This is a genomic window from Vibrio sp. D420a (assembly GCF_030248625.1).
Classification (GTDB): domain Bacteria; phylum Pseudomonadota; class Gammaproteobacteria; order Enterobacterales; family Vibrionaceae; genus Vibrio; species Vibrio fortis_A.
On record NZ_JAHGAN010000023.1, the window covers coordinates 176,834 to 199,496 of the forward strand.

Below are 22,663 nucleotides of genomic sequence, written 5' to 3' on the forward strand. Positions count from 1 at the left end.
TGATATAAAACTCGCTAACTTCTTACACCCTATTGGTTTATCCGTAGGGTGTTTTATTAGATATATTCGAGCTTTACTCATAAATTCCATCGAAATAGATTTTTTTTCCGCTTTCTTCCCAATTCATATTGTCTTCAAAATTTCATACAGGTATAAATACCACTAGATACAATCCCCTCTCAATTGACATGGATGAAGATTATGTTTGAAAAAGTACTCGCAGCACCAGCAGACCCTATTCTTGGCCTGACTGAAGAGTTTAAAAAAGACACTCGTGCAGAAAAAATCAACCTTGGTGTTGGTATTTACAAAAACGAAGATGGCCAAACACCAGTTCTAGCTACCGTTAAAAAAGCGGAAGCCGCTCTTTTAGAAAACGAGAAAACTAAATCTTACCTAACAATTGAAGGTACTGCGGAATACGGTCTAGCGGTACAGAAGCTGCTATTCGGCGCAGACGCTGAAATCGTTACTGCTCAACGTGCAAAAACAGCACAAGCTCCAGGTGGTACTGGTGCTCTACGTGTTGCTGGCGAATTCATTAAACGTCAACTTGGCGACGTAAAAATCTGGATCAGCAACCCAACGTGGGCAAACCACAATGGCGTATTCTCTGCTGCAGGTATTGAAACAGCTCAATACAGCTACTACAACGCTGAGACTAAAGACAAAGACTTCGCGGGCATGGTTGCTGACCTAGAGAAAGCATCTGAAGGCGATATCGTTCTACTACACGGCTGCTGTCACAACCCTACAGGTATCGACCCAACAGCGGAAGAGTGGGAAGTACTGGCTAAACTAGTTGCTGAGAAGAAGCTTCTTCCACTATTCGACTTTGCTTACCAAGGTTTTGCAAAAGGCGTTGAAGAAGATGCAGCTGGCCTTCGTACTTTCGCTAAGTACAACAAAGAGATCCTAGTCGCGAGCTCATTCTCCAAGAACTTTGGTCTATACAACGAGCGTGTAGGTGCATTCACGCTAGTAGCTGAATCAGCAGACGTTGCAAACACTGCATTCTCTCAAGTTAAGAGCATCATCCGTTCTATCTACTCTAACCCACCAGCGCACGGTAGTGCTGTTGTTACGCACATCCTAGGTGATGCTGAACTGCGTGCAGAATGGGAAGCAGAAGTAGCTGAAATGCGTGACCGTATCCAAGAGATGCGTGAGCTATTCGTTGCAACTCTGAAAGAACAAGGCGTTGATGCAGACTTCACGTTCATCGAACGTCAAAACGGCATGTTCTCTTTCTCTGGTCTAACTAAAGAGCAAGTAACTCGCCTGAAAGAAGAATTTGCTATCTACATCGTAGGTTCTGGCCGTATCAGTGTTGCAGGCATGACTAAGTCAAACATGCTACCTCTATGTAAAGGCATCGCTGCAGTACTATAAGCTTTAGCTCTTTTAAGTATCAAAAAAGCCAGCGTATATGCTGGCTTTTTATTATTTCGACACTTTTAGTTGCCTTACCGGCTATTTTAGAAACTTATCTAAACGGTTAGTACTCTAATCTAAACTCTAGACCAAGCTCGTTAGTTCGCTCTCCACCGTTATTTCCTTCGCCGTCTCGGTGCTGGTACGCTCCCTCAATAGAGAATTTAGACGTAACCTTGTAACGTAAACCTAAGTGGTAAACCTCTTCATCAAACAGATCGCTTCGATTGGCCTGAATACTACCGTTAGCAATCCATCTTTTCGCGAAACCATAATTCAACTCGACCTTACCACCATGGATAAATTCGGTATCCGATTCGAGCGTCTGATTATTTGAATTGAGCTCGATTTCACCCTTGGTTATCCCCAACAAATAGGATGCCACGATATCGAGATCTTTGCGGATATTGAAACGGTAGCCCGCGCCGCCCATCAGAGTATCAATTCGAGTCGTACTCTCATCTGGATGAATAAAGCGCGCGGTGTAATCGCCAATAAGCAACCACTCATCCGTCATTTCATAGCTAACACCCAATCCAAACACAGAAGCATTGTTATTGCCGCCTGCATCTGCATTTAGACTGCCTGAATAAACCGAAGCGGTGACATAATTATAATCAAGAATTGTTGGCTCATTATCTTGGGCCATAGCCCCTACTGAGAAAGCAGTACATACAGAGATTAAGCCCAGCTTCCATATCGACATTTAACTCTTCCTTAACACTGTCTTCTTTTTATCAAAGGTTAGTCTATCCATCAGACTTTAAAAAGGTTTTACCTCACAGAATGATTTGTCCCGGCAAATTATTATCAAATGATGTACCATGAATTCATATTAACTTACGGATGAACATTATGGATGCTGAGTTATTAGAGATTCAAAATTTCCTCGCACAATACCCTCCTTTCAGCGAATTACCGGAAGAGATGCTTACAAAAGTCACGAGCAGCGTGGAAATTTCCTATTATCGTCAGGACACACCGATAATTCACTTCGGCGACCAAATCCACGACTTATATGTGGTACGCAGTGGTGAGGTGGAAGTCTACCGACGTAAAGGAGAACTCTATAACCGTTTAGATCAAGGCGATCTGTTTGGGCAGATGGGCCTTCTGACCAATAACAAGGTACGTTTCCCAGTTAAAGCGATCGAAGATACCCTGCTTTACTGTATCCCAGAATCCATCTTTCAAGAACTCTACGACAATTACGACTCGTTTGCCGACTTTGTTGAGGTTGAAGATAACGCGCGTTTACGTCAAGCCATCTCGAACAACAATGATGCCAACGATCTCACGACCTCAAAGGTAAAGACTCTGCTTACCAGCAGCGCACCAATGATAGAGCGTTCGCGAACTATTCAACAAGCGGCGACCATGATGGCAGAAGAGAATGTCTCTTCACTGCTGATTATTGATCCTGACATCGTGGAAGATGACGAAGACGATTCAACACCAGTTATCGGTATCATTACCGACCGAGACCTATGTACTCGTGTGCTTGCTGAAGGCTTAGACCCTTCTGATGAGGTTTCTAGCGTAATGACTGCAGAGGTTATCTCTCTCGATCACAACGCCTACGTCTATGAAGCCATGCTCACCATGCTGCGCTATAACGTTCATCACCTACCCGTGCTCAAAGACAAAAAGCCAATAGGTATTATTGAAGCGACAGACATCGTTCGTTACGAATCACAAAACTCGCTGCTATTGGTGAGCAGTATCTTCCAGCAGCAGAGTATTGAAGACCTCAAAGTCCTGTCAGAACAGGTTAAAGACAGCTTTGTTCGCCTAGTTAACGAGGATGCGAACGCTCACATGGTGGGCAGTGCTATGTCGGTAATTGGCCGAAGCTTTAAGCAACGCATTATTGAACTCGCTGAGGAAACTCTGGGCAACGCGCCTATTCCATACTGCTTCCTTGCTTTAGGCTCTATGGGCCGCGATGAGCAATTACTCGTTACAGACCAAGATAACGCGATTATTCTCGATGATACTTACGACGAAGCAAAGCATGGTGCTTACTTTGAAGCATTCTCTAAGTTCATCTGCGACGGCTTAGATCAGTGCGGTTACAGCTACTGTACAGGCGACATTATGGCGACCAACCCGACTTGGCGCATGACGCGCACTGAATGGGAAGAGTGCTTCGCAGATTGGATTGATAATCCGAACCCGAAAGCGCTATTGAACGCCTCAATCTTCTTCGATCTTGATGGTGTTTACGGCCGATTAAAGTGGGCAGAACAACTCAATAGTTTCATTGTACGACGTTCTCGCAAGAACAACCGATTCTTGGCGTGTTTGGCTCGCAATGCGCTCAACCGCACACCGCCACTTGGTTTCTTTAAAGATTTCGTGATGGAGAAGGATGGACGCCATAACAACTCCATCAACCTCAAACGACGCGGTACCGCGCCACTGGCTGACTTAATCCGTGTACACTCACTCGCGGTCGCGTCACGCTCTAAAAACTCATTTGAGCGTCTCGACGACATTCTTGACGCTGGTATATTACCGAAAGGGCGGGCTCAGGATCTTAAAGATGCGATGGAGTTTATCTCTATGGTACGTATCCGACATCAAGCTCTGGACGTTGATAATAATATTGAACCAGATAACAACATCGAACCAGAGAATCTATCAGACTTTGAACGTCGTAACTTAAAAGATGCATTCCAGATTCTCAGTAACGCTCAGAACTTCCTCAAGTTCCGTTACCAAGCCAACAACAACTTTAAGTAGATACGATGACGAGAATATTTAAGTCACCCTCTGTAGATTGGCATTTCAAATTTGCCCAGAAGCTTGACCGTGTCAAGGATGAGCGTCTCAAAGAGTACTACAGCAAACCGCTACCAGCGGCTGACACTCCGATTTCTGAAGTGACCTTCTTGGCATTGGACTTTGAGACCACAGGACTTAACCCGTCTAAAGATGGAATTATCACCATTGGGTTAGTGCCATTTACGCTAAACCGAGTCTACCTGAAACAAGCACGTCACTGGACGTTAAGGCCAAGACAAAAGCTGGAAGAAGAGTCGGTGGTTATCCATGGCATTACGCACAACGACATCCTTAACGCCCCAGATTTAAACGAGGTGCTCGATGAAGTGCTTAAAGCAATGGCGGGACATATCCCAGTTGTTCACTATCGACGCATAGAGCGTAACTTCCTAGATAACGCTCTGCGTTCACGTCTAGGTGAAGGTATTGAGTTCCCTGTATTAGATACCTTGGAAATTGAATCTCAAGTGCAGCATAAGCTTGCTGGCGGTTTGTGGAACAAACTGAAAGGTAAGAAGCCGGGCTCGGTTAGATTAGGCCAAAGTCGTCGCCGTTATCACCTCCCCGACTACACACCACACCATGCGTTGACGGATGCCATTGCGACAGCAGAGCTGCTTCAAGCACAGATTGCACACCACTATGATGCAAGTAGACCACTAAAAGAGTTCTGGTTGTAATCGGCTAGTCAGTTTTTGAACCGCCTGTACCAAAGAGCTCCAGCTAAAGAGCCCCAAACTAAAAAGGAGCAACATTGCTCCTTTTTAGTACCGTACGTTCTAGAGTAATTAAGAGTCGCCCTGAGCTTCGTAAAACCGACGTTTCTCTGTATACATATCTTGATCGGCATTACTGAACATGTCTCTCAATGCCGAACTGTCACTCTGAGAGAAGCCGATGGAAAACAGCACTGGAATAGGATGACCCTTTATTAAGATATGAGACTGCGCTTGGTCGGTGTATAACTGCTCTTTGAGTGTCTCGACCTCAGGGACAGCGCTCGGAGTCAAAGTCAATACCGCAAACTCATCGCCCCCCAATCGATACATATTGCTATGAGCTTGTAGGCGCTCCTGAACAACGTCCACACAGGCTTTAATCAACCTATCACCCGCCTGATGGCCATGGACATCATTGGTCTGTTTCAACCCATTGACGTCGATAACCAGCAAAGACAGCACCCAACCTTTCTCAATGACCTTACGCTCGCAATAACTTAAATCATCATCAAATGCTTTGCGATTAAAACACCCCGAAGCAAGGTCTACTCGCGTCATGTTTTCTAGCTCAATCCAAGCTGCGAGCTGTTTCTGGTAAAGATCAAAGATGAGTTGATCTTCATCGTTCAACGTTAGGTGTTCACTATTGTGATTAAAGTAGCCGATGACCTGCCCCTTCGAATCCAGTAGAGATTGCACTCGGTTAGCATTCGAGACATCTAAAGTCGGTTTAGTAAACGAGAACTGAATACTCTTACCCGAAAGCAACGCCGCTAATTGGGTTTCGACCAAGTTCGGTATTAACCGATACTCAACACCTTGTCGCATCGAAGCAAACTCAACAATCCGCATAATATTACGCTTTTGGTCAGCCTCTCTTTGCAGCGAGTGCGTCAAGCGATACGTCTTCTCCTCAACAGTTTGCTCAAGCTGAACATTGAAGTTTTCAAGTTGCGCGTTGTTGACCTTTATCTGTTGATAGGCGGATTTGAGCTTATCATTGCGTATCGTGAGTTCATCTAGCTGGTACCCGATACGCCGCCACATCTTGTCGAGTAACACACTGAATGCGTAAAACTCTGTAAACTTATGCTGTTCAGGTTTAATAGTGGGCAGCTTCTCTTTAGAGTATGATTCAACCGATTCCGACAACAGATTCAATTGACGTGAGAACCAGTGATTGAGCACTAAAGCAAACACCACGGCGAGCACAAATGTAGCAAATAGAATCCGCACAAAGACCACTTGCGCTTGCTGCATCTCTTGCTGTCGCGCTTCATCAGACACATTGTGCTTCACAGCAATGGAAAGCGGGTCTAAGAACAATGGGTTGGCTATTTTTACTAGGTGTTCGTGCTCACTACCCGAATTCAAATCGACTGAATGGGAGTAATGAAATTCAACCGACTCTTTTTCAAAAAGAAACGGCGCAATCTTTGTCTCCAACCTGTCGTAGCCCATCAACACAACTAGATAACCTTGCGGGGAATATTCAGACCCTTCCACCAATCGATAAGGCAGAATTGGCGCCACAATTGCGATGCCAGATTTCGAGTCGTTCGCCAGCGACGGTTCTGCGAACTCGCGATGAAAGATCTTTCCTTGAATATAGGTGGATTTGGGGCGCTTTATCTCACTCAATAACTGGCTGTTTTCAAAATGATATAGACTGCCTTTGCTGTCATAGATTGGGCGCCAATCTTTGTCCAAGATGTATGTTGCTGACACACTATCAGCAAGCTCATTGAAACGAGCCATTTTTTCCCATACCACGCTCGAGAAGAACACGTTGCTACCCGCCTTTAATAGCGATCGGTCTTGGGCGTACCATTCAGTAAGACGTAAGGTTAGATCGAGCTCACTCTTCACCGTCTGGGTAATACCTTGGGTCGAGTTATTGAGCTTAATTGTCTTCTGCTCTAGTAGCGTTTCAGACTGCTTGTTCAATATCAGCTGACCAGCAAAATAGACTGGAAGAATCGCACAGCAGAAAAGCACTAGCCCCATTGTGTATTTGAGAGAAAACTTCATTATTGACGCTCTCCGATTCGTTCGGCATAACGCGCAACAAAATCATCATAGAATGCAGGAATCTCTTCTTTAGGCATGCCCAACTTGTAACGCTCTAGGGCACGTGCAGCCGCCTCCCAAACGATCGCCATATAATAGTCACTCGACATCATTTGTGCTGCTTGAAACTGTTGATACATCTGAGCAAAACTGCCTTGATTTGATGTCATTCGCTTTTGATTCACATCCTTGAATGGTGACATCATCGCATCACTTCGCGCTAAGTAGCTGAATCTATTTGACTGTAGAAAACTGACCATTTCACGCAATACCATCTGTTTATCAATATCTTGCATGCCCTTTTCCGTTATCGCGAACACCTTGGCGCCGCTGAATGAAGCCATACCTTTACCTTGATAAGTTGGTAACGCATTAATGGTAAGGTTAGGTTCCGATTCAATGAGTTCGCTGTAGGCCCAATCACCATCGATTAGGTAATCTACTCGATCACTAAGAAAGCGTTGACGCGCGCATACATTATCGCACTCGCGAGCAATAACACCCTGCTGTTCTAACTGTTCAATAAAACGAAATATCGCGACAACGCTCTCGCCATCTATGCTTCGTGATGACAATTGTTGGTTTGAAAAAAGCTGATGAAAAGCCAGATAGAAGTACATATTGGGGTTTGGAAAGGCGATAGCTTCACGTGATGACTCATGCGATAAATGAGTAAGCTGCTCCCATGACATCTGGGTACTACTTTGATGACGAGAATAAAGAACCAGTTGGTTACCAATAGCCACTGGAAGTGCCTTAAGCTGACCATTGAATTCGACCACTTCAAGGGCTTTTTCCTCATAACGGCTTTCATCAACCCAAGTGTCAGGAATGGTCGAAATATCAATATAATCTGACAAGCCGAGAAAATCGGAAGGCACCCAAATTGCGTCAGGGAAAGCGGTATCTCGAGGGTCTGCGACCACAAGCTCAGCACGAATTGAATTGATATCAAAACGGCGAACTTCGACCGTATGTTCAGTTAAGGTTTCGATATGCTGCTTTACTTTCTGAGCTGTTTCAAACTCAATGCCAGCCCATATTTCAATGGTCGCCGCATATGCTATCAAAGGGAAAAACGCTACGAGCCCCGCTAGTATTCTCAAACCTGCCTCATCACCAAATCAAACACTGTGAATACCGCAAATTTGCGGCGATACGTTATACAGTATTTGTCCATTAAAAAGAAGAAAATTCACTATGGCTCCTCCCCTTTCAAAGTTCGATACGAGGAGAAAACCCAAAGTCATTTACAATAACCCGTACGGTTATAATTGGCGAGCGAATTGTCATCAGGGCTTGAGCTAGCTCATCATATGTAGACCTTCAAAATAAAAATTTTATAAAAGATACAAAAAAGGGTGTCACACTGCGACACCCTAACTGATAAGTATTGTCTATTTAACGACTACGCGTTCTCTTGCTCGAACTCTTTCATAAAGTTCACCAACGCTTGTACACCTTCAAGCGTCATCGCATTGTAGATAGATGCGCGCATACCACCCACAGCTCGGTGACCTTTTAGAGACTTAAGACCCGCTTTGTCCGCTAGCTCTAGGAACTTGCCATCAAGCTCTGGTTTAGCCAATTGGAAAGGTACGTTCATGCGAGAACGGTTTGCTGGGTGAACTTCGTTACGATAGAAGTCTGATTCATCAATTGCGTTGTAAAGAAGCTGAGCTTTCTCTTGGTTCACTTGCTCAACGGCTTCTACACCACCTTCTGCTTTCAACCACTTAAATACTAGGCCAGACAAGTACCAAGCAAACGTAGGTGGAGTATTGAACATAGAATCTTTCTCAGCCAATACCTTGTAGTTCAAGATGCTTGGTAGAACTGAGTTGGCCAGTTCTAGAAGGTCATCACGAACAATCACGATACAGATACCAGCAGGGCCAATGTTCTTCTGAGCACCCGCGTAAATTACACCGTATTTTGATACGTCAATTTTACGAGAAAGAATATTTGAAGACATGTCCGCAACAATTGGCTTGTCCGTTACAGGCAGTTCGTTGATTTCGATGCCATCAATGGTTTCATTCGGGCAGAAATGAACGTAAGCCGCTTCTGGGTCAATCTCCCACTCACTTGCTGGAACTACAGCAGCTTTACCATCGACGGTTGTCTTAGCGTTGAACACGTCAATCTCTGCGTATTTGCTCGCCTCTTTTACTGCACTCTCAGCCCAGTAGCCAGCATCAACGTAAGTTGCTTTTGTTTTGTCACCCAGTAGGTTTAGTGGAACTGCTGCAAATTGAGCACGCGCGCCGCCCTGACAAAACAGAACTTTGTAGTTGTCTGGGATGTTCAGAAGATCACGTAAGTCTTGCTCCGACTCATCCGCGACTTGAATAAATTCTTTGCTGCGATGGCTGATTTCCATCACGGATGTGCCTAGGCCATTCCAGTCAATAAAATCCGCTTGCGCTTGCTTCATTACTGGTTTTGGTAATGCTGCTGGACCTGCACTGAAATTAAAAACGTTATCTAAAGTGTTTTCCATGGGGGGTGATGCTCCTGCTCGATAATAACTGTGGCTCGATGAAACTGTAAATCGATATATCTATGCAAGTAATACCACGTTTTACTCAACATAAAAAGCAACAAAAGAGGTCTACAGACCTCTTTTGTTGTGTATCGATTAAAAACCTTAGCTTTGGCTAGCTAATAGGCGTATTCACGATGCTTGTGCTTCAAATTACTGCATTAAAGCAGGCATTAACAGCGCAATTAATGGAATTTCTTGCCCATTTTCAAAGACTAAATTTCCATTTTCTAGTGCAGCGTGAATTTCGTAGCCAGTTTCCGTTTGCTCAATCATCTCCATAACGATCAATTCGTCGATGCCTTCCTGAATAAATGGGTACTCTTGTACCAGTTCATTAGAAAAGCTCGAGCTAATGTCACCCTTTAGAGCTGGGATGATAAGGCTTGGATCGCTGCTAATGTTTTCGGTGCCTTCTGGAACACTGACTAGCCACTTAGAGTGAAACTCACCCTCGCCCAAATCCAACGAGATGTTCTTCATCGAAAGGTCAAAACCTTTTGCGAACAGGGTATCAATGTAAGGAATGATCTGCTCAATATCTTCCTGCGTGAGCACAGGGTTTGACTGATAAATCTCAAACACTTTCTCGAAAGATTGGCTATCTAGCTTATCCATCTCAAAATCAACATTAAGGTTGTTCACCTCACCGTCGCTGGTTTGAATCGATGCAATGTTCAGTTTCAGATTACTGCGCAGGCGTTTCGTTGCCTCATCAAGGTGTGATTCAAAATCGTATTGAGAGTTTTGAATAGACACATACGGCTGCATTTGCGCATCCGTTACAGCAAACGAATCAATGGTGAAGTTCTGAGTACCTAACCAGTAGCCCTTTGCTTGTTTACCTTCTCCCACACCTTTCAGGTTAGATAACGTCATCTCTTCGCCAGATGGGAAATCAATCTGAATAGAAGGAATATCAAGCTTGTAATCAATCTGTCCCAGTACAGTTGCATGGCCAGATATTGTCGACTTAGTAATAGAAACTGAGGTTTCATTCTCAGCTGTACCTTGATGGTTCAACTGGCTTAGTTCTAAGTTAAAGCTGGTGTTACCATTCAACTCAGTGCTCGTAGTCAGAGTCAATGGTAGATCCGGTTGGTCTTCCAGAGTCGATAGCGCATCAAGACCAATCAGGCCATGGCTAACGTCACTGTTAACAACATATTCAGTTGGCAAGCCATCAATGGCTAGTTGCTCTTTTAGGCTCTCATCGATAATCGTGATGCGTGTTTTTACATTTGATGAGAAGTAGCCGCGGTCGTAATCAACAATTTCAGCCTGAATGCTAGAACTGTTCAATGTTGCGATACCATCTGTAATCGCATTCTGCCCAATCTGGCCAACGGCTAGTGGCCAACAGAGTGCTAATGAAATGGCGCCACCAATGGCACCGATTTTTCTAAGCTGTTCCATGTGTTCTCTTTAATTACGATCGTTTGTAATACTCAGTCTAACCTAACAATAGCAATCAGGAAACATTGAGTTAAATCAGTCTATTGCTGAATACTTCAATCAGCTCAACAAATTACCAACTAGCTCTCATCCTTTACTGACGCATATTGGTACTCTATGGCTAGGGAAGTTATAGAGGGAAAAACGTGAATCAATACGCTGTTATTTGTTTAGATAATAATCCAATTAGCATTGAGCGAATAAGGATTGAACTCGCGCCACTTTCCGCGACGTTCGATATCTACACGGCCGAAGATCTTGACGAAGCTCATCAGGCTTTAAAAGACATTCACGACAACCACCAAACCGTCGCTTTGGTGATTACCCATCATCACTCTCAGTTCGATGGCGTTCAGTTCCTTATCGAGCTCGAGCAACTGCCTCATACTAATACGGCGCGTACGATTTTGGTTAGCGCATCGTCAGATATCCAAATTATCTTAACGGCTGTCAATGAAGGACGCTTGAATCACTGTTTGACCAAACCCGTTCCAGACCAAGTGCTGTTCAAGTCTGCCCAAAAGGAGCTCACGTCTTTTATCATCAAACACGCGGCAGACGACCTACTCACTTATAGCCAAGTGCTAGATCAGCAGCGAATCTTGCGTGCTCACATCGAACAGAAAATACGTTCATTCCAATCTGGCTTTATTCACGACTTCCATCAACTTTCCGATGCCGCTTTGGCAGAGAAAGTCGTTAACGCGCTGCAAGATTTCTTCTCTCAAGATGATAAAACCAAAGCTATCCGCGCCTACTCTTCTGATCACTTGTTGACCAAGGAGGGAGAAGACAACCGTTTCTTGTGGTTTATCACTGAGGGTGAAGTTGCTCTATACAAAAAAGATGAGCTAGGTCAGCAACGTGAAGTAGTAAGACACACCAAAGGGAACATTGTAGGCGGTATGTCTTTTGTGACTGGTGAGCCCTCTTTTTCTACCGCGATTACGCTAACGCCAACGCACGTTATCAAGTTAGACCGGGATGTATTCTCACAAGTGATGCATTCGAACAGCACCCTATTACCACTGTTCACCAATCTACTACTGCGCCATTTCAACCGTCGTCTGCAGCGCAGTATTACCACCAAGCTTCGCCTGCAAGAGACACTGGAGTCACTTGAGTCTGCCCACCAGCAACTGATTGAAAAAGAGAAGATGGCGATGCTTGGCCAACTAGTTGCAGGTGTTGCCCATGAGTTGAATAACCCTATAGCCGCAATACTACGTAGTATCGAAACACTTGCTGATAATCTTGACTCGATTCTCTTGAATTCAACCCTGCCGAATTCATCATTGGCCACTCAAGTACTCGACACAGCCAAGCAATCTAAACCACTTTCGACCGCTCAAGAGAGAGACTTAGTCAAAGCCCTCTCTTCAACAATTAGCGACCGCGCAATGGCGAAGAAAGCGGTGAAATTGAATCTAACCGACCAACCGCAGGTGATTGAGACACTACAACAGTCGCCTACAGCAGCCAAAGAGTTGCTCAACGATTTAGAGCATTACCATTTGGTTGGAAACTCTATTCGCTCGATCCATGTTTGCAGCAAGCGAATTGCGGATATGGTCAAAAGCCTTAAAGGTTACGCAAGGCAAGACGACGAGGCCAAACTGCATGCTGACCTTCATGAAGGACTTGAAGATACGCTGGTAATTTTTGAAAACAGGCTGAAGGTTCACAACGTAGAAAAACACTACGACAGTAGCCTACCTCGACTGCTTTGCCAGCCATTGGCGTTGCAGCAAGTTTGGACCAATCTCTTGTCTAATGCATTGGATGCCTTACCTGAGCGCGGCACAATTGAGATTACAACGTCTCAAAAACACCGTGACCAACAAGCTTACTGGGTTGTCGAAATAAAGGACAACGGACATGGTATCGACAACGCCAATCTTGAAACCATTTTTAGCCCCAATTTCACAACCAAGAAGGAAGGAAACTTCGGTCTAGGAATTGGACTTTCTATTTCCCAACAAATTGTGACTGCGCACAGCGGATTCATTACTGTTGACTCAGAGCCGGGCAGCTATACCTCAATGCAGGTATGGTTACCTCTCGATTCACAAGGAGCCTCAAATGAATAAGTACCTAATACTATGTGTTGATGACGAGCCAGAAGTGCTCAATAGTGTCCTTCAAGACCTTGCACCATTTGAAGACGATTTTGTGGTTGAAGGCGCAGAGTCAGTCGACGAGGCAAAAGAAGTGATCAAAGAGATGCAACAAGACGGCGTGAAATTGGCGCTGATACTCTGCGACCACATCATGCCTGACAAAACCGGCATCGATTTTCTGATTGAGTTGAACCAAGAGCCTTCAACTCAACCCACTCGTAAACTTCTTTTGACTGGGCAAGCGGGTTTGGAAGACACGGTAACGGCAATCAATAACGCAGCGCTCGACTTCTACATCTCGAAACCTTGGCGTGGTAACGAACTCAGAGCCACCATTACCCAACAACTGACCGACTATGTGATTCAAGAAGACGACAATTTATTGCAATGGACAGCGATCCTCGATACCGAAAGAATTCTTACAACTATGGCGAATAAACGCACCAGTTTTGGCGAGTAGACTGCAAATCTAGCAATCAAAGTTGCACAATGGCACTCAATTTGCTTACTTTTTAGCTAAATGACAAATGAATGACATTTAAAAGGATTACTTTTCTACAAGTTAGACTAGAATGTCTCGATATTTATTGTTTGTGCCACTGGGTGCAGACACAGGGAATTAACATTAATAAAGGTTTACTGTCGTTATGCGTAAAATTCTACTGACTACCGCTATGCTTCTGGCATCTAGCCAAGCATTTGCAGCCGATGACCAACCACAAGTAATGAGCAACTTTAGCTACGATTACTTTGAAGCTCGTATCGGCGCAAGCCCAGTTACTTTCGGTGGCGCGTTCAGTAAGTCAATCCACCCAAATGCTCACGCTGTAGCACGTATCGACTCTGAGTTTGAAGGCGATTTCGATTCTGGCGTTGGTCTTGGTTTCCACTCTCCAATCAACAACTGGGCAGACCTTACTGGTGAAATGCTAATGCGTATCGTACAGCCAGAAGACTCTAGCTCTACTGATCTGGGTATGGAGCTGAACCTAGGTGTCCGTCAATGGTTAGGTCCACAACTTGAGGTTGGTGGTAAAGCGGGTTACGTATCTATCGATGACAACGATGATTGGATCGGTTCTGTTTACGCTCGTTTCCACTCTACAGAACTATTCTCTCTAGGTGCTGAAGCTCGTATCAACGACTTCTACGGTGATCAAATCATGTTCACTACTCGCTTCAAGTTCTAATAAACTTTAGGCTTCCCTCAAGGTTAACTAAGTAAGCGATTGAATAGATAAACAAAAACCGAGGATTATGTCCTCGGTTTTTATTTGTATTGAATAATCTTAAGCATATAGGTGGATTCTAGTGGCAGCTCTTCAATAGCTGTTGTTTGCGAGGTTCTTGAAGCAGTTTCCAGTGAATACCATCAATTGCACCAGCAAATTTCCAAAGTAACTTTAGGTCTACATCGTTACCGTAAGTTTTACGAACCTTACTAAAAACTTCGGATGCGCCTAATTGCATGAACATAGAGACATCTTCAACGCCCGCTTTTTTAACCATACGCTCTAACGTGAGTTGCATGTTAGGTAGGTCGCGTAAACGGCGGCTAGCAGTCGATTTTTTGAAACTACGTTGTTGAACTGAATTATCGATAGAAGTTCGAATAATGCTATCCAGCTCAGGGTGCTCACACGTAAACAGATCGGTAATATCGTAGTAATTTACAGTGGCTGTTGTCTGCTTTTTGACATGGCGATATTTTTCACAGTCTAGATCCGTCAATTTTTCATCTAACGATTCACCACCGCGAATAAATAAACAACCTTCGCTAATCAATGCAAACATCGCATCGCTCTGAAAGAGGCCAGTACCTCCAAACATTGAACGTTTTTGGTGCTCACCAAACTTACTTACGTAATTAATAAATGCTGTCTCGGTCATATCCATTGATCCTTAATCAAATTACCCCGATTAGTACGATCACCAGATAAGCAGCTTTTTGTATGCGAAAATAAAATGTTCTAAATATAGGTGGATATTATGAGTTGCTTTCCACCTTTGAAATAAATCATACTTCGAAAAGAAAATTAAGTCTGGACTTAGCTCACAGCAATCAATTGATTATCACAAAATTTCATGACTGGTATCACATTACGCCATTATTTGGCGCTTTCATTTTGACGCCTAGTGTTATCCCGGTTCAAATTTAGTTGTTTTTAGCCAAAGCTGATTTTTGCTTTTGTACTATTGCACGGCAGCATTGCGGCTTGTAAACTGGAACCGTCTTACAATTTACTCTCTCTATATGAATCATTTATCCTTCTATTGGCTTCCTGAGAACAAAGCACTTCTACTCAAAGGACTTGAAACTGAGTTCGCACAACTGGTTAGTAGCTCTATTGCCTCTGGTAAAATCAACTTACCTCCCATCCCAGATGTGGTTTTGAAAATTCAGAAACTTTGTACCCTCGAATCAACAGGAATCGCCGATGTAGCAAAATGTTTGCTAGAGGATCCAGGGTTAACAGCCATAGTGATTCGTGTTGCCAATTCCGTGGTGTTCAACCGCCGCAACATCACCTGTGTCGATATCATGACTGCCGTTTCTCGTCTCGGGATTCTGCGCGTTCGCGACATTGTGACCGCACAAGCGATTGAACAACTCAAACACAGCGTCAATCTAAGCCAAGATTGTAATCAGTTGCTAAGACAAAGTGCGTCGATTTCAAAAGAGCTTGGCGCAACTATGGTGTTGGTTACAAACCAGTTTAAAGAGTACGAGCCACAAGAGTACAGCTACCTAGAGCAAGAAAAAGCCCTATTGGTCGGCTTACTTGCTGATATTGGCCTGTTCTGTTTGGTTAGCGAGTATCACAATTACTTAGAGAGAGGTAATTACCTCGACCAAGACATCGCCTTGCAAATCTTCCAGACCCAATGTTCTGCTACCAGTCAATTGGTCTTGAAACAGTGGGGATTTGATAGTGATTTTATTGATGTCTCCTCGAATAAGTCCTCTATAAACAGTGAGAAAGACGTTTCTTACCTCGATATTGCACGAATTGCTAATCATCTCTTGATGTTTAGAAACAATGATGAAAACATCGACTCTCACGAAGTCGAACTTAACGTCACTGGTGCTGAAGTTCTCTATCAACTCAGTAACTTAAATGACAATGAGTTCCACGGACAGCTTAACGACGTTATCAGTGCCAGCGGTTTATAAGGCGATAGACCGCTAAGTCAGCATCGAGGGAATCATGTTTACAGGGATGATCTTCATTTTTGCCCCACTTGTGGTGGGGTACCTATTTTCTATTTCTAATGAAAAGACACTGGATACGATTAATCGTGCTACGTCTTCTCTGATATACGTCATTCTTGGTTTAATGGGATTAAGCCTCGCCGCACTCGACAACCTAGGTAGCAACCTACAAACGATTTTGCTCTACACTGCAACATTCTTCGTCTGCCTAAGCGCGTGCAATCTGCTGGCGTTGCCTTTAATTGATAAGGCCCTTCCACTTCAAACAGACAGTAGTCAGAAGAAACTACCACTCTCTTCTATGGCTCTCGAATCTGCCAAATTGATTCTAGTGGTTGGTACCGGTCTTATTGCTGGCCTGCTACTGCCAATCGGCTTGAGCTGGGTGGATACAGCCAGCGAGTGGATTCTGTTCGCACTGCTGTTCTTTATTGGTATTCAACTTCGAAACAGTGGCCTAACACTACGCCAAATTCTCTTGAACAAACATGGTATGGTGATTGCCGCCACTATTATCGTTACCTCCATGCTAGGAGGGGTGATTGCAGCCTACCTATTAGATATCCCGCTGTTTCGTGCTTTAGCAATGTCATCTGGCTTTGGTTGGTATTCACTTGCCGGAATTTTAATGGGGGACGCCTTTGGTCCTGTTTATGGCGGCGCCTCTTTTATGTTGGAGTTACTACGTGAATTGGTCGCTCTGGTTGTGATCCCGATGTTGATACGAAGCTACCCTTGTACTTCTATTGGATATGCGGGCGCGACAGCGATGGACTTCACCCTTCCCGTGATACAGACAACCGGCGGTGTACGTTGTGTACCTATTGCGATTGTCAGTGGCTTCATTTTGAGCCTGTTAGTTCCGGTATTGATGCTATTCTTTGTATCTCTTGCTAACTAGATCGCAGGAATGGCACCTATTTTCCATTAGAATGCGTCGGTGTCTCTGTACTCGATACACTGAAATTGCCCAAGATACTGAAACAGTTACCGAAATAAAAAGACATTAAGTGTCGTTGCTCAACAAATACTAACCACGGTAATCTGTGAAGACATAGTTCTACATAAAAATTAGTTCTAAAAAGAATAAACCCAAAAAGGAACCACTATGAAACGCCTTTGTGTCGCGCTACTGCTAGCATCAACTTCTACTTTCTCTTTTGCAGCAGAGAGCTTAACTGGAAACCAACAATGTCTTGCTGAAAAATACGATGCGTACATCGACGCATCTCTAAACTGGTACTCAGATCTTGCTGATCTAACTTCAGCTCAATACCCAGAGCTTAAAGAAGTGAGTCAGTGGTTCCTTGAAGGCCGTAAGCACCACTTTGAATTAAACCGTGCTGCTGTTCGCTACTACCTAGTAAACGATTCAAGCAAAGTCGCTACGGAGCGATCTGTTGAAGGTTGGCTGAAGCTGGAACAGCATGACATCAAAGCACTATCACAGCGTGATGATGAGCTAGGCAAAATTGCAAAGACAACCTTCGATGATCGTCAGTCTAAGCCACACGCTCAAAACTACGAGCTACGTTCTGCATTTGCAGAGCTGTTGAGCCACCCGAAACAGATCGATACTGCCCTTCAACGTTACAACCAATCTATCGCTAAAGTAGAAAATACTCAGTGTAAATAGCGACATAAACGTGACTTCTTCTAGAAAGTTACGTTTATGGGAAGTGGGATTTCATAATTAAGACGGGACTTTGTGCCCGTTTTCGTTTAGATTGTCCCGCTCGCGTCAATATTAGAAAAATAACTCGCTTGCTATGGTTACGGAACAAAAAACAGCAGATGTAAGCTTTGACAGCCTACTGCGTATCTTCACGGTACCAGAAGGTCCAGACTCAACACTTACACAAATCGAAGACAAACTGTCACAAAACCTGAATCAATTTCTACGAGAGCACATCGTGGCTGAAGAGAAGCCGCTCCGTGAGATTGAGAAGGACTTTTCTAATGCTCATATCCCAGAGCAGCCAGAGTTTGTTTCTGAACATACCGAGCACCTACTCGATTCACTCGTTTCTCACTCAGTTCACACATCAGCGCCAAGCTTTATTGGTCATATGACGTCGGCTCTGCCGTACTTCTTGATGCCGCTTTCAAAGATCATGATTGCGCTCAATCAGAACTTAGTGAAGATCGAAACTTCAAAAGCATTCACACCACTTGAGCGTCAAGTGCTGGGGATGCTGCACCGCCTTATCTACCAGCAAGACGACACCTTCTACTCTCGCTGGATGCACAGTGCTAACCATTCATTGGGCGCTTTCTGCTCCGGCGGGACGATTGCTAATATCACCGCACTTTGGGTTGCACGTAACAATGCACTTAAGGCACAAGGCGAGTTTAAGGGCGTTGAGAAAGAAGGCCTGTTTAAGGCTATGAAGCACTACGGCTATGAAGGTCTAGCGATTTTGGTTTCTGAACGTGGCCACTACTCTCTGAAAAAAGCCGCAGACGTACTGGGTATCGGTCAAGAAGGTCTTGTGTCGGTTAAAACTAATAACGACAATAAGATTTGTACCGAAGATCTGAAGCGTAAGATCACTGAGCTAAAAAGTAAAAACATCAAGCCGTTTGCAGTAATCGGTGTTGCGGGTACAACAGAAACCGGCAACATTGACCCACTGAAGAGAATGGCTGAAATTTGTGCCGAAGAAGCGTGTCACTTCCACGTAGATGCTGCTTGGGGAGGTGCAACGCTTATGTCGAACAACCATCGTCATCTGTTAGATGGTATTGAATTGGCAGACTCAGTGACGATTGATGCGCATAAACAGCTCTACATCCCTATGGGTGCGGGTATGGTGCTATTCAAGAAGCCTGACGCTATGACGGCCATTGAACACCACGCGCAGTACATTCTACGTAAAGGTTCAAAAGACCTAGGAAGCCATACTTTAGAAGGCTCTCGCTCTGGTATGGCGATGCTTGTGTACGCAGCCATGCACATCATTAGTCGTCCAGGTTACGAGCTACTGATCGACCAAAGCATTAATAAGGCACGCTATTTTGCCGACCTTATTAAACAGCAAAGTGACTTCGAGCTCGTTTCTGAGCCTGAATTATGCCTTCTGACTTACCGTTATGTGCCTGAAAGCGTTAAACTAGCTCTAGAAAAAGCTGATGACGCTGACCGTACAGAACTTAACGAACTGCTCAACGAATTGACGAAGTTCATTCAGAAGAAACAGCGTGAAACGGGTAAGTCTTTTGTGTCTCGTACACGTCTTAACCCTGAAGCTTGGTCACACCAACACATCATCGTGTTCCGTGTAGTTCTTGCCAACCCGCTAACGGGTAATGAGATCCTAACCTCAGTGTTAGAGGAGCAGCGCGAAATCGCTAAGCTAGCTCCGAACCTAATGGGTAAGATCACAGCACTAGTCAGTAAGATTAACTCATAGTTATTCAAATTTAGTTGCATCAGATTGAAAATTTATTTCTTTTTGATGTAACTAACACGTCATTTCCACGCCTATTTGCACTTTTTTCACTCAAATCCTCTTCCAGTTTTGTAGTTTTCTAAAATTTTGTTGAGGTTTGTCATATTCTGAAGCATTCATCCCGTGTTTTTGTATTAGTAAATAGTGTGTTAGGTTTATACTTATCCTATGGTGCTAGTTAAAAGTATATCTATTTGAAACGGCAGTACTAAAGAGCATTATCGTTGTAGCTTTTTTTTGCTTGATAACTCTTCACTGCTATTTGTTTCAGCCACTCCCCTGGTCAGCGGATATTAACTAGCAAGTTGTTCTCTATACCCTCGTGAACACTATGAATACATTAGAAAAAATACAAAAAAACCTGGAAAATTTCAGCAAGTCTGAGCGTAAAGTCGCCGAAGTCATTATGGCCTCCCCTCAAACTGCTATTCATTCTAGTATCGCTACATTGGCAAAAATGGCCGATGTGAGTGAGCCTACTGTTAATCGCTTCTGTCGTCGTTTAGATACGAAAGGCTTTCCTGACTTCAAATTGCACCTAGCGCAGAGCTTGGCAAACGGAACACCTTATGTGAACCGTAACGTTGAAGAAGATGATGGCCCAGATGCTTACACGCACAAGATTTTCGAATCGACAATGGCATGCCTAGATGTGGCTAAAAATAGCCTAGATTCAATGCAAGTAAACCGTGCGGTTGACCTGCTAACGCAAGCTAAGCGCATCTCTTTCTTTGGTTTGGGTGCGTCTTCGTCTGTTGCAAGAGATGCTCAAAACAAGTTCATCCGTTTCAATATCCCAATCACCTGTTTTGAAGACATCGTGATGCAACGTATGAGCTGCATTAACTGTAGCGACAACGACGTTATCGTTCTGATTTCACACACAGGCCGTACTAAGAGCCAAGTTGAAATTGCGAACCTAGCTCGTGAAAATGGCGCAACAGTTATCGCCATCACGGCTAAAGAATCTCCACTGGATAAGGCAAGCTCACTGTCTATTTCCCTGGACGTGCCTGAGGACACTGACGTTTACATGCCAATGGCAAGTCGCGTAGTTCAGATGACAGTTATCGATGTTCTAGCGACAGGCTTCACGCTTCGTCGTGGCACTGGTTTCCGCGAAAACCTAAAACGCGTTAAAGAGTCACTGCGTGATTCACGCTACGAGAAATACTCTCAGTTCTAAACTGTCTGTAGACATATTAAAAAACGGAGCCTCAAGGCTCCGTTTTTGTTTTATCAAACTTATTAATTTTTATATCGTCCAGCTATTGCCCTTTTCGACGACGCTGTTTTCCGAAGCTAAAGAGTTGATTATCGTAAAACTCGATTCCGTTCCGCTTTCACGGTAGCTCTTATGCTGTATCTGTGAAGAATCACAACTGCAGTCGCGACAAACCTTCTCTAAGATGTGTACCAGTCGCGCCTTATTAAGTGGCAGGGGATTTCCCTTGATCGCTACCGACTTCATTGCATCCTCAGCAACATCTTCAAACGGCGTTTTGCACACACCAAAGTGAAGAAGGCTCGGTATTTCAAGTGTCTCGAGTAACTCTGAAAGCCAACTGACTGACTGCTCCTCAATTGCGTTCTCATCGCCTGTTACGATTGCAGCGATACGCTGATAGCGAGCCAAGATATCGTCGCGATCCTGCTCTCTAGCGACTTCTATATTCTCAAGCATCACCAAAGGCGCCAAACGACCAGTAATGATGCTGTGTGGCGCGTGTATCTTTCCGCCTAATGCCGATGCCAAGCCATGTGCTGCGCCCAATTTAGCATTAGTAATTGCCATGCCACCTAGCATCGACGCAAACGCCAGATCAGCGCGAGCTTGGGGTTGGTCTTCTACACACGCTTTCACCACCGACGCACTCAACTTTCTTAGCCCTTCTTCACAAATCATATCGGTGAGTGGATTTGGATCGCCACAAACATAGGCTTCCATTAAGTGAGTAAAGGCATCCATTGCCCCGCGGCCAGACAGATACAAGCTAGTACCATAGGTAAGTGTTGGGTCGACAATAGCCACGTCTGCAAGCATATCCGGACTGCGTAAACTGATTTTGACCTGATCTTGTCCAGACTTTAGTACTGCATTTTTGGTGACTTCAGCCCCGGTACTTGCCGTGGTTGGGATCGCAATGAAAGGTAATGGCTTCGTCTTCAAAGGCACATTGCGTCCAACGACTTCTACATAGTCATACACATTGCCCTGATTGGGCAAAATCGCCGCCAAGGCTTTCCCCATATCAATTGCGCTGCCACCGCCCATGGCAATCACCATATCGGGCTTAAAGCGGCGTGCAGAAGTGGCGGCCTCTTCGACCATGGTTATATTCGGCTCACCCGACACGGCGATGTGCTGATAACGCATACTCTGTGCGTCGAGATATTCGGTAACAATCGTGGTTCTGTCTAGGTTACTCCCAGTCACCAGTAACACACTGTAGCCATACTGATTAAACTGAGACAGTGAAGACGGTAATGCTCCTTCACCAAAGATGATCTTTGTAGATGTCATAAATTGAAACATGGTGCCTCCTGCGCCTATGACCAAACAATACTACGAACTCTTTGTTGTTGTGGTTTGCTAAAACTTCTATGCGGTTATCTGTTTATTTGAATGCTATATGATTTATCTAACTACAAGATGCCCGTAACTGAATCGATTTTTTTTGACTCGGTGCAACTTGTCGCATTAAAAACGCCTCAAAGTCAGATTATTAGCGCTGATTCACATTCTGTACCCTATCTCCTTGCGTCTAGCGAGGGCATTAGAGGGAAGCGGAGGTGTTGGTGAATATTATTTAAGCTGATAGGTAAAACCTATCGCATTAACAGGCAATTCCATCTTTATTTCCCCA

Annotated in this window: 18 protein-coding genes; 11 read left to right on the top strand and 7 right to left on the bottom strand. The window is 44.3% G+C overall.

The window, feature by feature from the left end; genetic code table 11:
* The first annotated feature begins 201 nt into the window (after positions 1 to 201).
* Entirely contained in the window at positions 202 to 1,392 is a 1,191-nt protein-coding gene (locus tag KI743_RS15785; protein ID WP_285467218.1) for an amino acid aminotransferase, read from the top strand.
* Between the two features lie 106 nt (positions 1,393 to 1,498).
* Here KI743_RS15785 and KI743_RS15790 read toward each other — a convergent pair whose 3' ends face one another.
* Positions 1,499 to 2,140, bottom strand: coding sequence for an outer membrane beta-barrel protein (locus KI743_RS15790; protein WP_150868829.1), 642 nt, complete (start codon positions 2,138 to 2,140; stop codon positions 1,499 to 1,501).
* A 149-nt stretch (positions 2,141 to 2,289) separates the two neighbouring features.
* On the opposite strand from KI743_RS15790, the gene KI743_RS15795 reads away from it, so the two are divergent.
* Both KI743_RS15795 and KI743_RS15800 read left to right on the top strand, forming a co-directional pair.
* Positions 2,290 to 4,179 carry a DUF294 nucleotidyltransferase-like domain-containing protein gene (locus KI743_RS15795; protein WP_150868830.1) on the top strand — a complete coding sequence of 630 codons (1,890 nt, stop codon included), beginning with the start codon at positions 2,290 to 2,292 and terminating at the stop codon, positions 4,177 to 4,179.
* A 5-nt stretch (positions 4,180 to 4,184) separates the two neighbouring features.
* Positions 4,185 to 4,901: a 3'-5' exonuclease gene (locus tag KI743_RS15800; protein ID WP_285467219.1), complete on the top strand. Its 717-nt coding sequence runs from the start codon at positions 4,185 to 4,187 to the stop codon at positions 4,899 to 4,901.
* 108 nt (positions 4,902 to 5,009) lie between these two features.
* On the opposite strand, the gene KI743_RS15805 is transcribed toward KI743_RS15800, so the two are convergent.
* From KI743_RS15805 to KI743_RS15820, 4 genes are all read right to left on the bottom strand, one after another.
* Positions 5,010 to 6,947 (bottom strand): GGDEF domain-containing protein, encoded by a 1,938-nt coding sequence (locus tag KI743_RS15805; protein ID WP_285467374.1) that lies wholly within the window; start codon positions 6,945 to 6,947, stop codon positions 5,010 to 5,012.
* Positions 6,948 to 6,970: 23 nt separating this feature from the next.
* Positions 6,971 to 8,116, bottom strand: coding sequence for an extracellular solute-binding protein (locus KI743_RS15810; RefSeq protein ID WP_285467221.1), 1,146 nt, complete (start codon positions 8,114 to 8,116; stop codon positions 6,971 to 6,973).
* 302 nt (positions 8,117 to 8,418) lie between these two features.
* Positions 8,419 to 9,513, bottom strand: a complete 1,095-nt coding sequence (serC, locus tag KI743_RS15815) for a 3-phosphoserine/phosphohydroxythreonine transaminase (protein WP_285467223.1) — start codon at positions 9,511 to 9,513, stop codon at positions 8,419 to 8,421.
* Between the two features lie 195 nt (positions 9,514 to 9,708).
* The gene (locus KI743_RS15820; RefSeq protein WP_285467224.1) at positions 9,709 to 10,971 is read right to left on the bottom strand and encodes a DUF945 family protein; all 1,263 of its coding nucleotides are present in this window, start codon (positions 10,969 to 10,971) and stop codon (positions 9,709 to 9,711) included.
* Between the two features lie 185 nt (positions 10,972 to 11,156).
* On the opposite strand from KI743_RS15820, the gene KI743_RS15825 reads away from it, so the two are divergent.
* The 3 genes from KI743_RS15825 to KI743_RS15835 all read left to right on the top strand — a co-directional run bounded on the left by KI743_RS15825 (position 11,157) and on the right by KI743_RS15835 (position 14,320).
* A complete protein-coding gene (locus KI743_RS15825) occupies positions 11,157 to 13,100 on the top strand; it encodes an ATP-binding protein (protein WP_285467225.1) in 1,944 nt (647 codons plus the stop codon).
* Positions 13,093 to 13,590, top strand: coding sequence for a response regulator (locus tag KI743_RS15830; protein WP_285467226.1), 498 nt, complete (start codon positions 13,093 to 13,095; stop codon positions 13,588 to 13,590). Before KI743_RS15825 ends, KI743_RS15830 begins: the two co-directional genes overlap by 8 nt.
* 187 nt (positions 13,591 to 13,777) lie before the next feature.
* Complete coding sequence (locus KI743_RS15835) at positions 13,778 to 14,320, top strand: hypothetical protein (RefSeq protein ID WP_032548717.1); 543 nt, start codon at positions 13,778 to 13,780, stop codon at positions 14,318 to 14,320.
* A gap of 118 nt (positions 14,321 to 14,438) precedes the next feature.
* Here the strand turns inward: KI743_RS15835 and KI743_RS15840 are convergent, their stop codons facing one another.
* Positions 14,439 to 15,020 (bottom strand): TfoX/Sxy family DNA transformation protein, encoded by a 582-nt coding sequence (locus KI743_RS15840; RefSeq protein ID WP_150868835.1) that lies wholly within the window; start codon positions 15,018 to 15,020, stop codon positions 14,439 to 14,441.
* Positions 15,021 to 15,384: 364 nt separating this feature from the next.
* On the opposite strand from KI743_RS15840, the gene KI743_RS15845 reads away from it, so the two are divergent.
* The 5 genes from KI743_RS15845 to KI743_RS15865 all read left to right on the top strand — a co-directional run bounded on the left by KI743_RS15845 (position 15,385) and on the right by KI743_RS15865 (position 20,982).
* Complete coding sequence (locus tag KI743_RS15845; protein WP_285467228.1) at positions 15,385 to 16,305, top strand: HDOD domain-containing protein; 921 nt, start codon at positions 15,385 to 15,387, stop codon at positions 16,303 to 16,305.
* A gap of 34 nt (positions 16,306 to 16,339) precedes the next feature.
* Entirely contained in the window at positions 16,340 to 17,245 is a 906-nt protein-coding gene (locus KI743_RS15850; RefSeq protein WP_285467229.1) for a lysine exporter LysO family protein, read from the top strand.
* Positions 17,246 to 17,452: 207 nt separating this feature from the next.
* A complete protein-coding gene (locus tag KI743_RS15855; protein WP_032548712.1) occupies positions 17,453 to 17,980 on the top strand; it encodes a hypothetical protein in 528 nt (175 codons plus the stop codon).
* Positions 17,981 to 18,113: 133 nt separating this feature from the next.
* The gene (gene panP, locus KI743_RS15860) at positions 18,114 to 19,757 is read left to right on the top strand and encodes a pyridoxal-dependent aspartate 1-decarboxylase PanP (RefSeq protein WP_285467230.1); all 1,644 of its coding nucleotides are present in this window, start codon (positions 18,114 to 18,116) and stop codon (positions 19,755 to 19,757) included.
* Between the two features lie 370 nt (positions 19,758 to 20,127).
* Positions 20,128 to 20,982, top strand: coding sequence for a MurR/RpiR family transcriptional regulator (locus KI743_RS15865; protein ID WP_285467231.1), 855 nt, complete (start codon positions 20,128 to 20,130; stop codon positions 20,980 to 20,982).
* 69 nt (positions 20,983 to 21,051) lie between these two features.
* On the opposite strand, the gene KI743_RS15870 is transcribed toward KI743_RS15865, so the two are convergent.
* Complete coding sequence (locus KI743_RS15870; protein ID WP_285467233.1) at positions 21,052 to 22,332, bottom strand: iron-containing alcohol dehydrogenase; 1,281 nt, start codon at positions 22,330 to 22,332, stop codon at positions 21,052 to 21,054.
* Between the last annotated feature and the right edge of the window lie 331 nt (positions 22,333 to 22,663).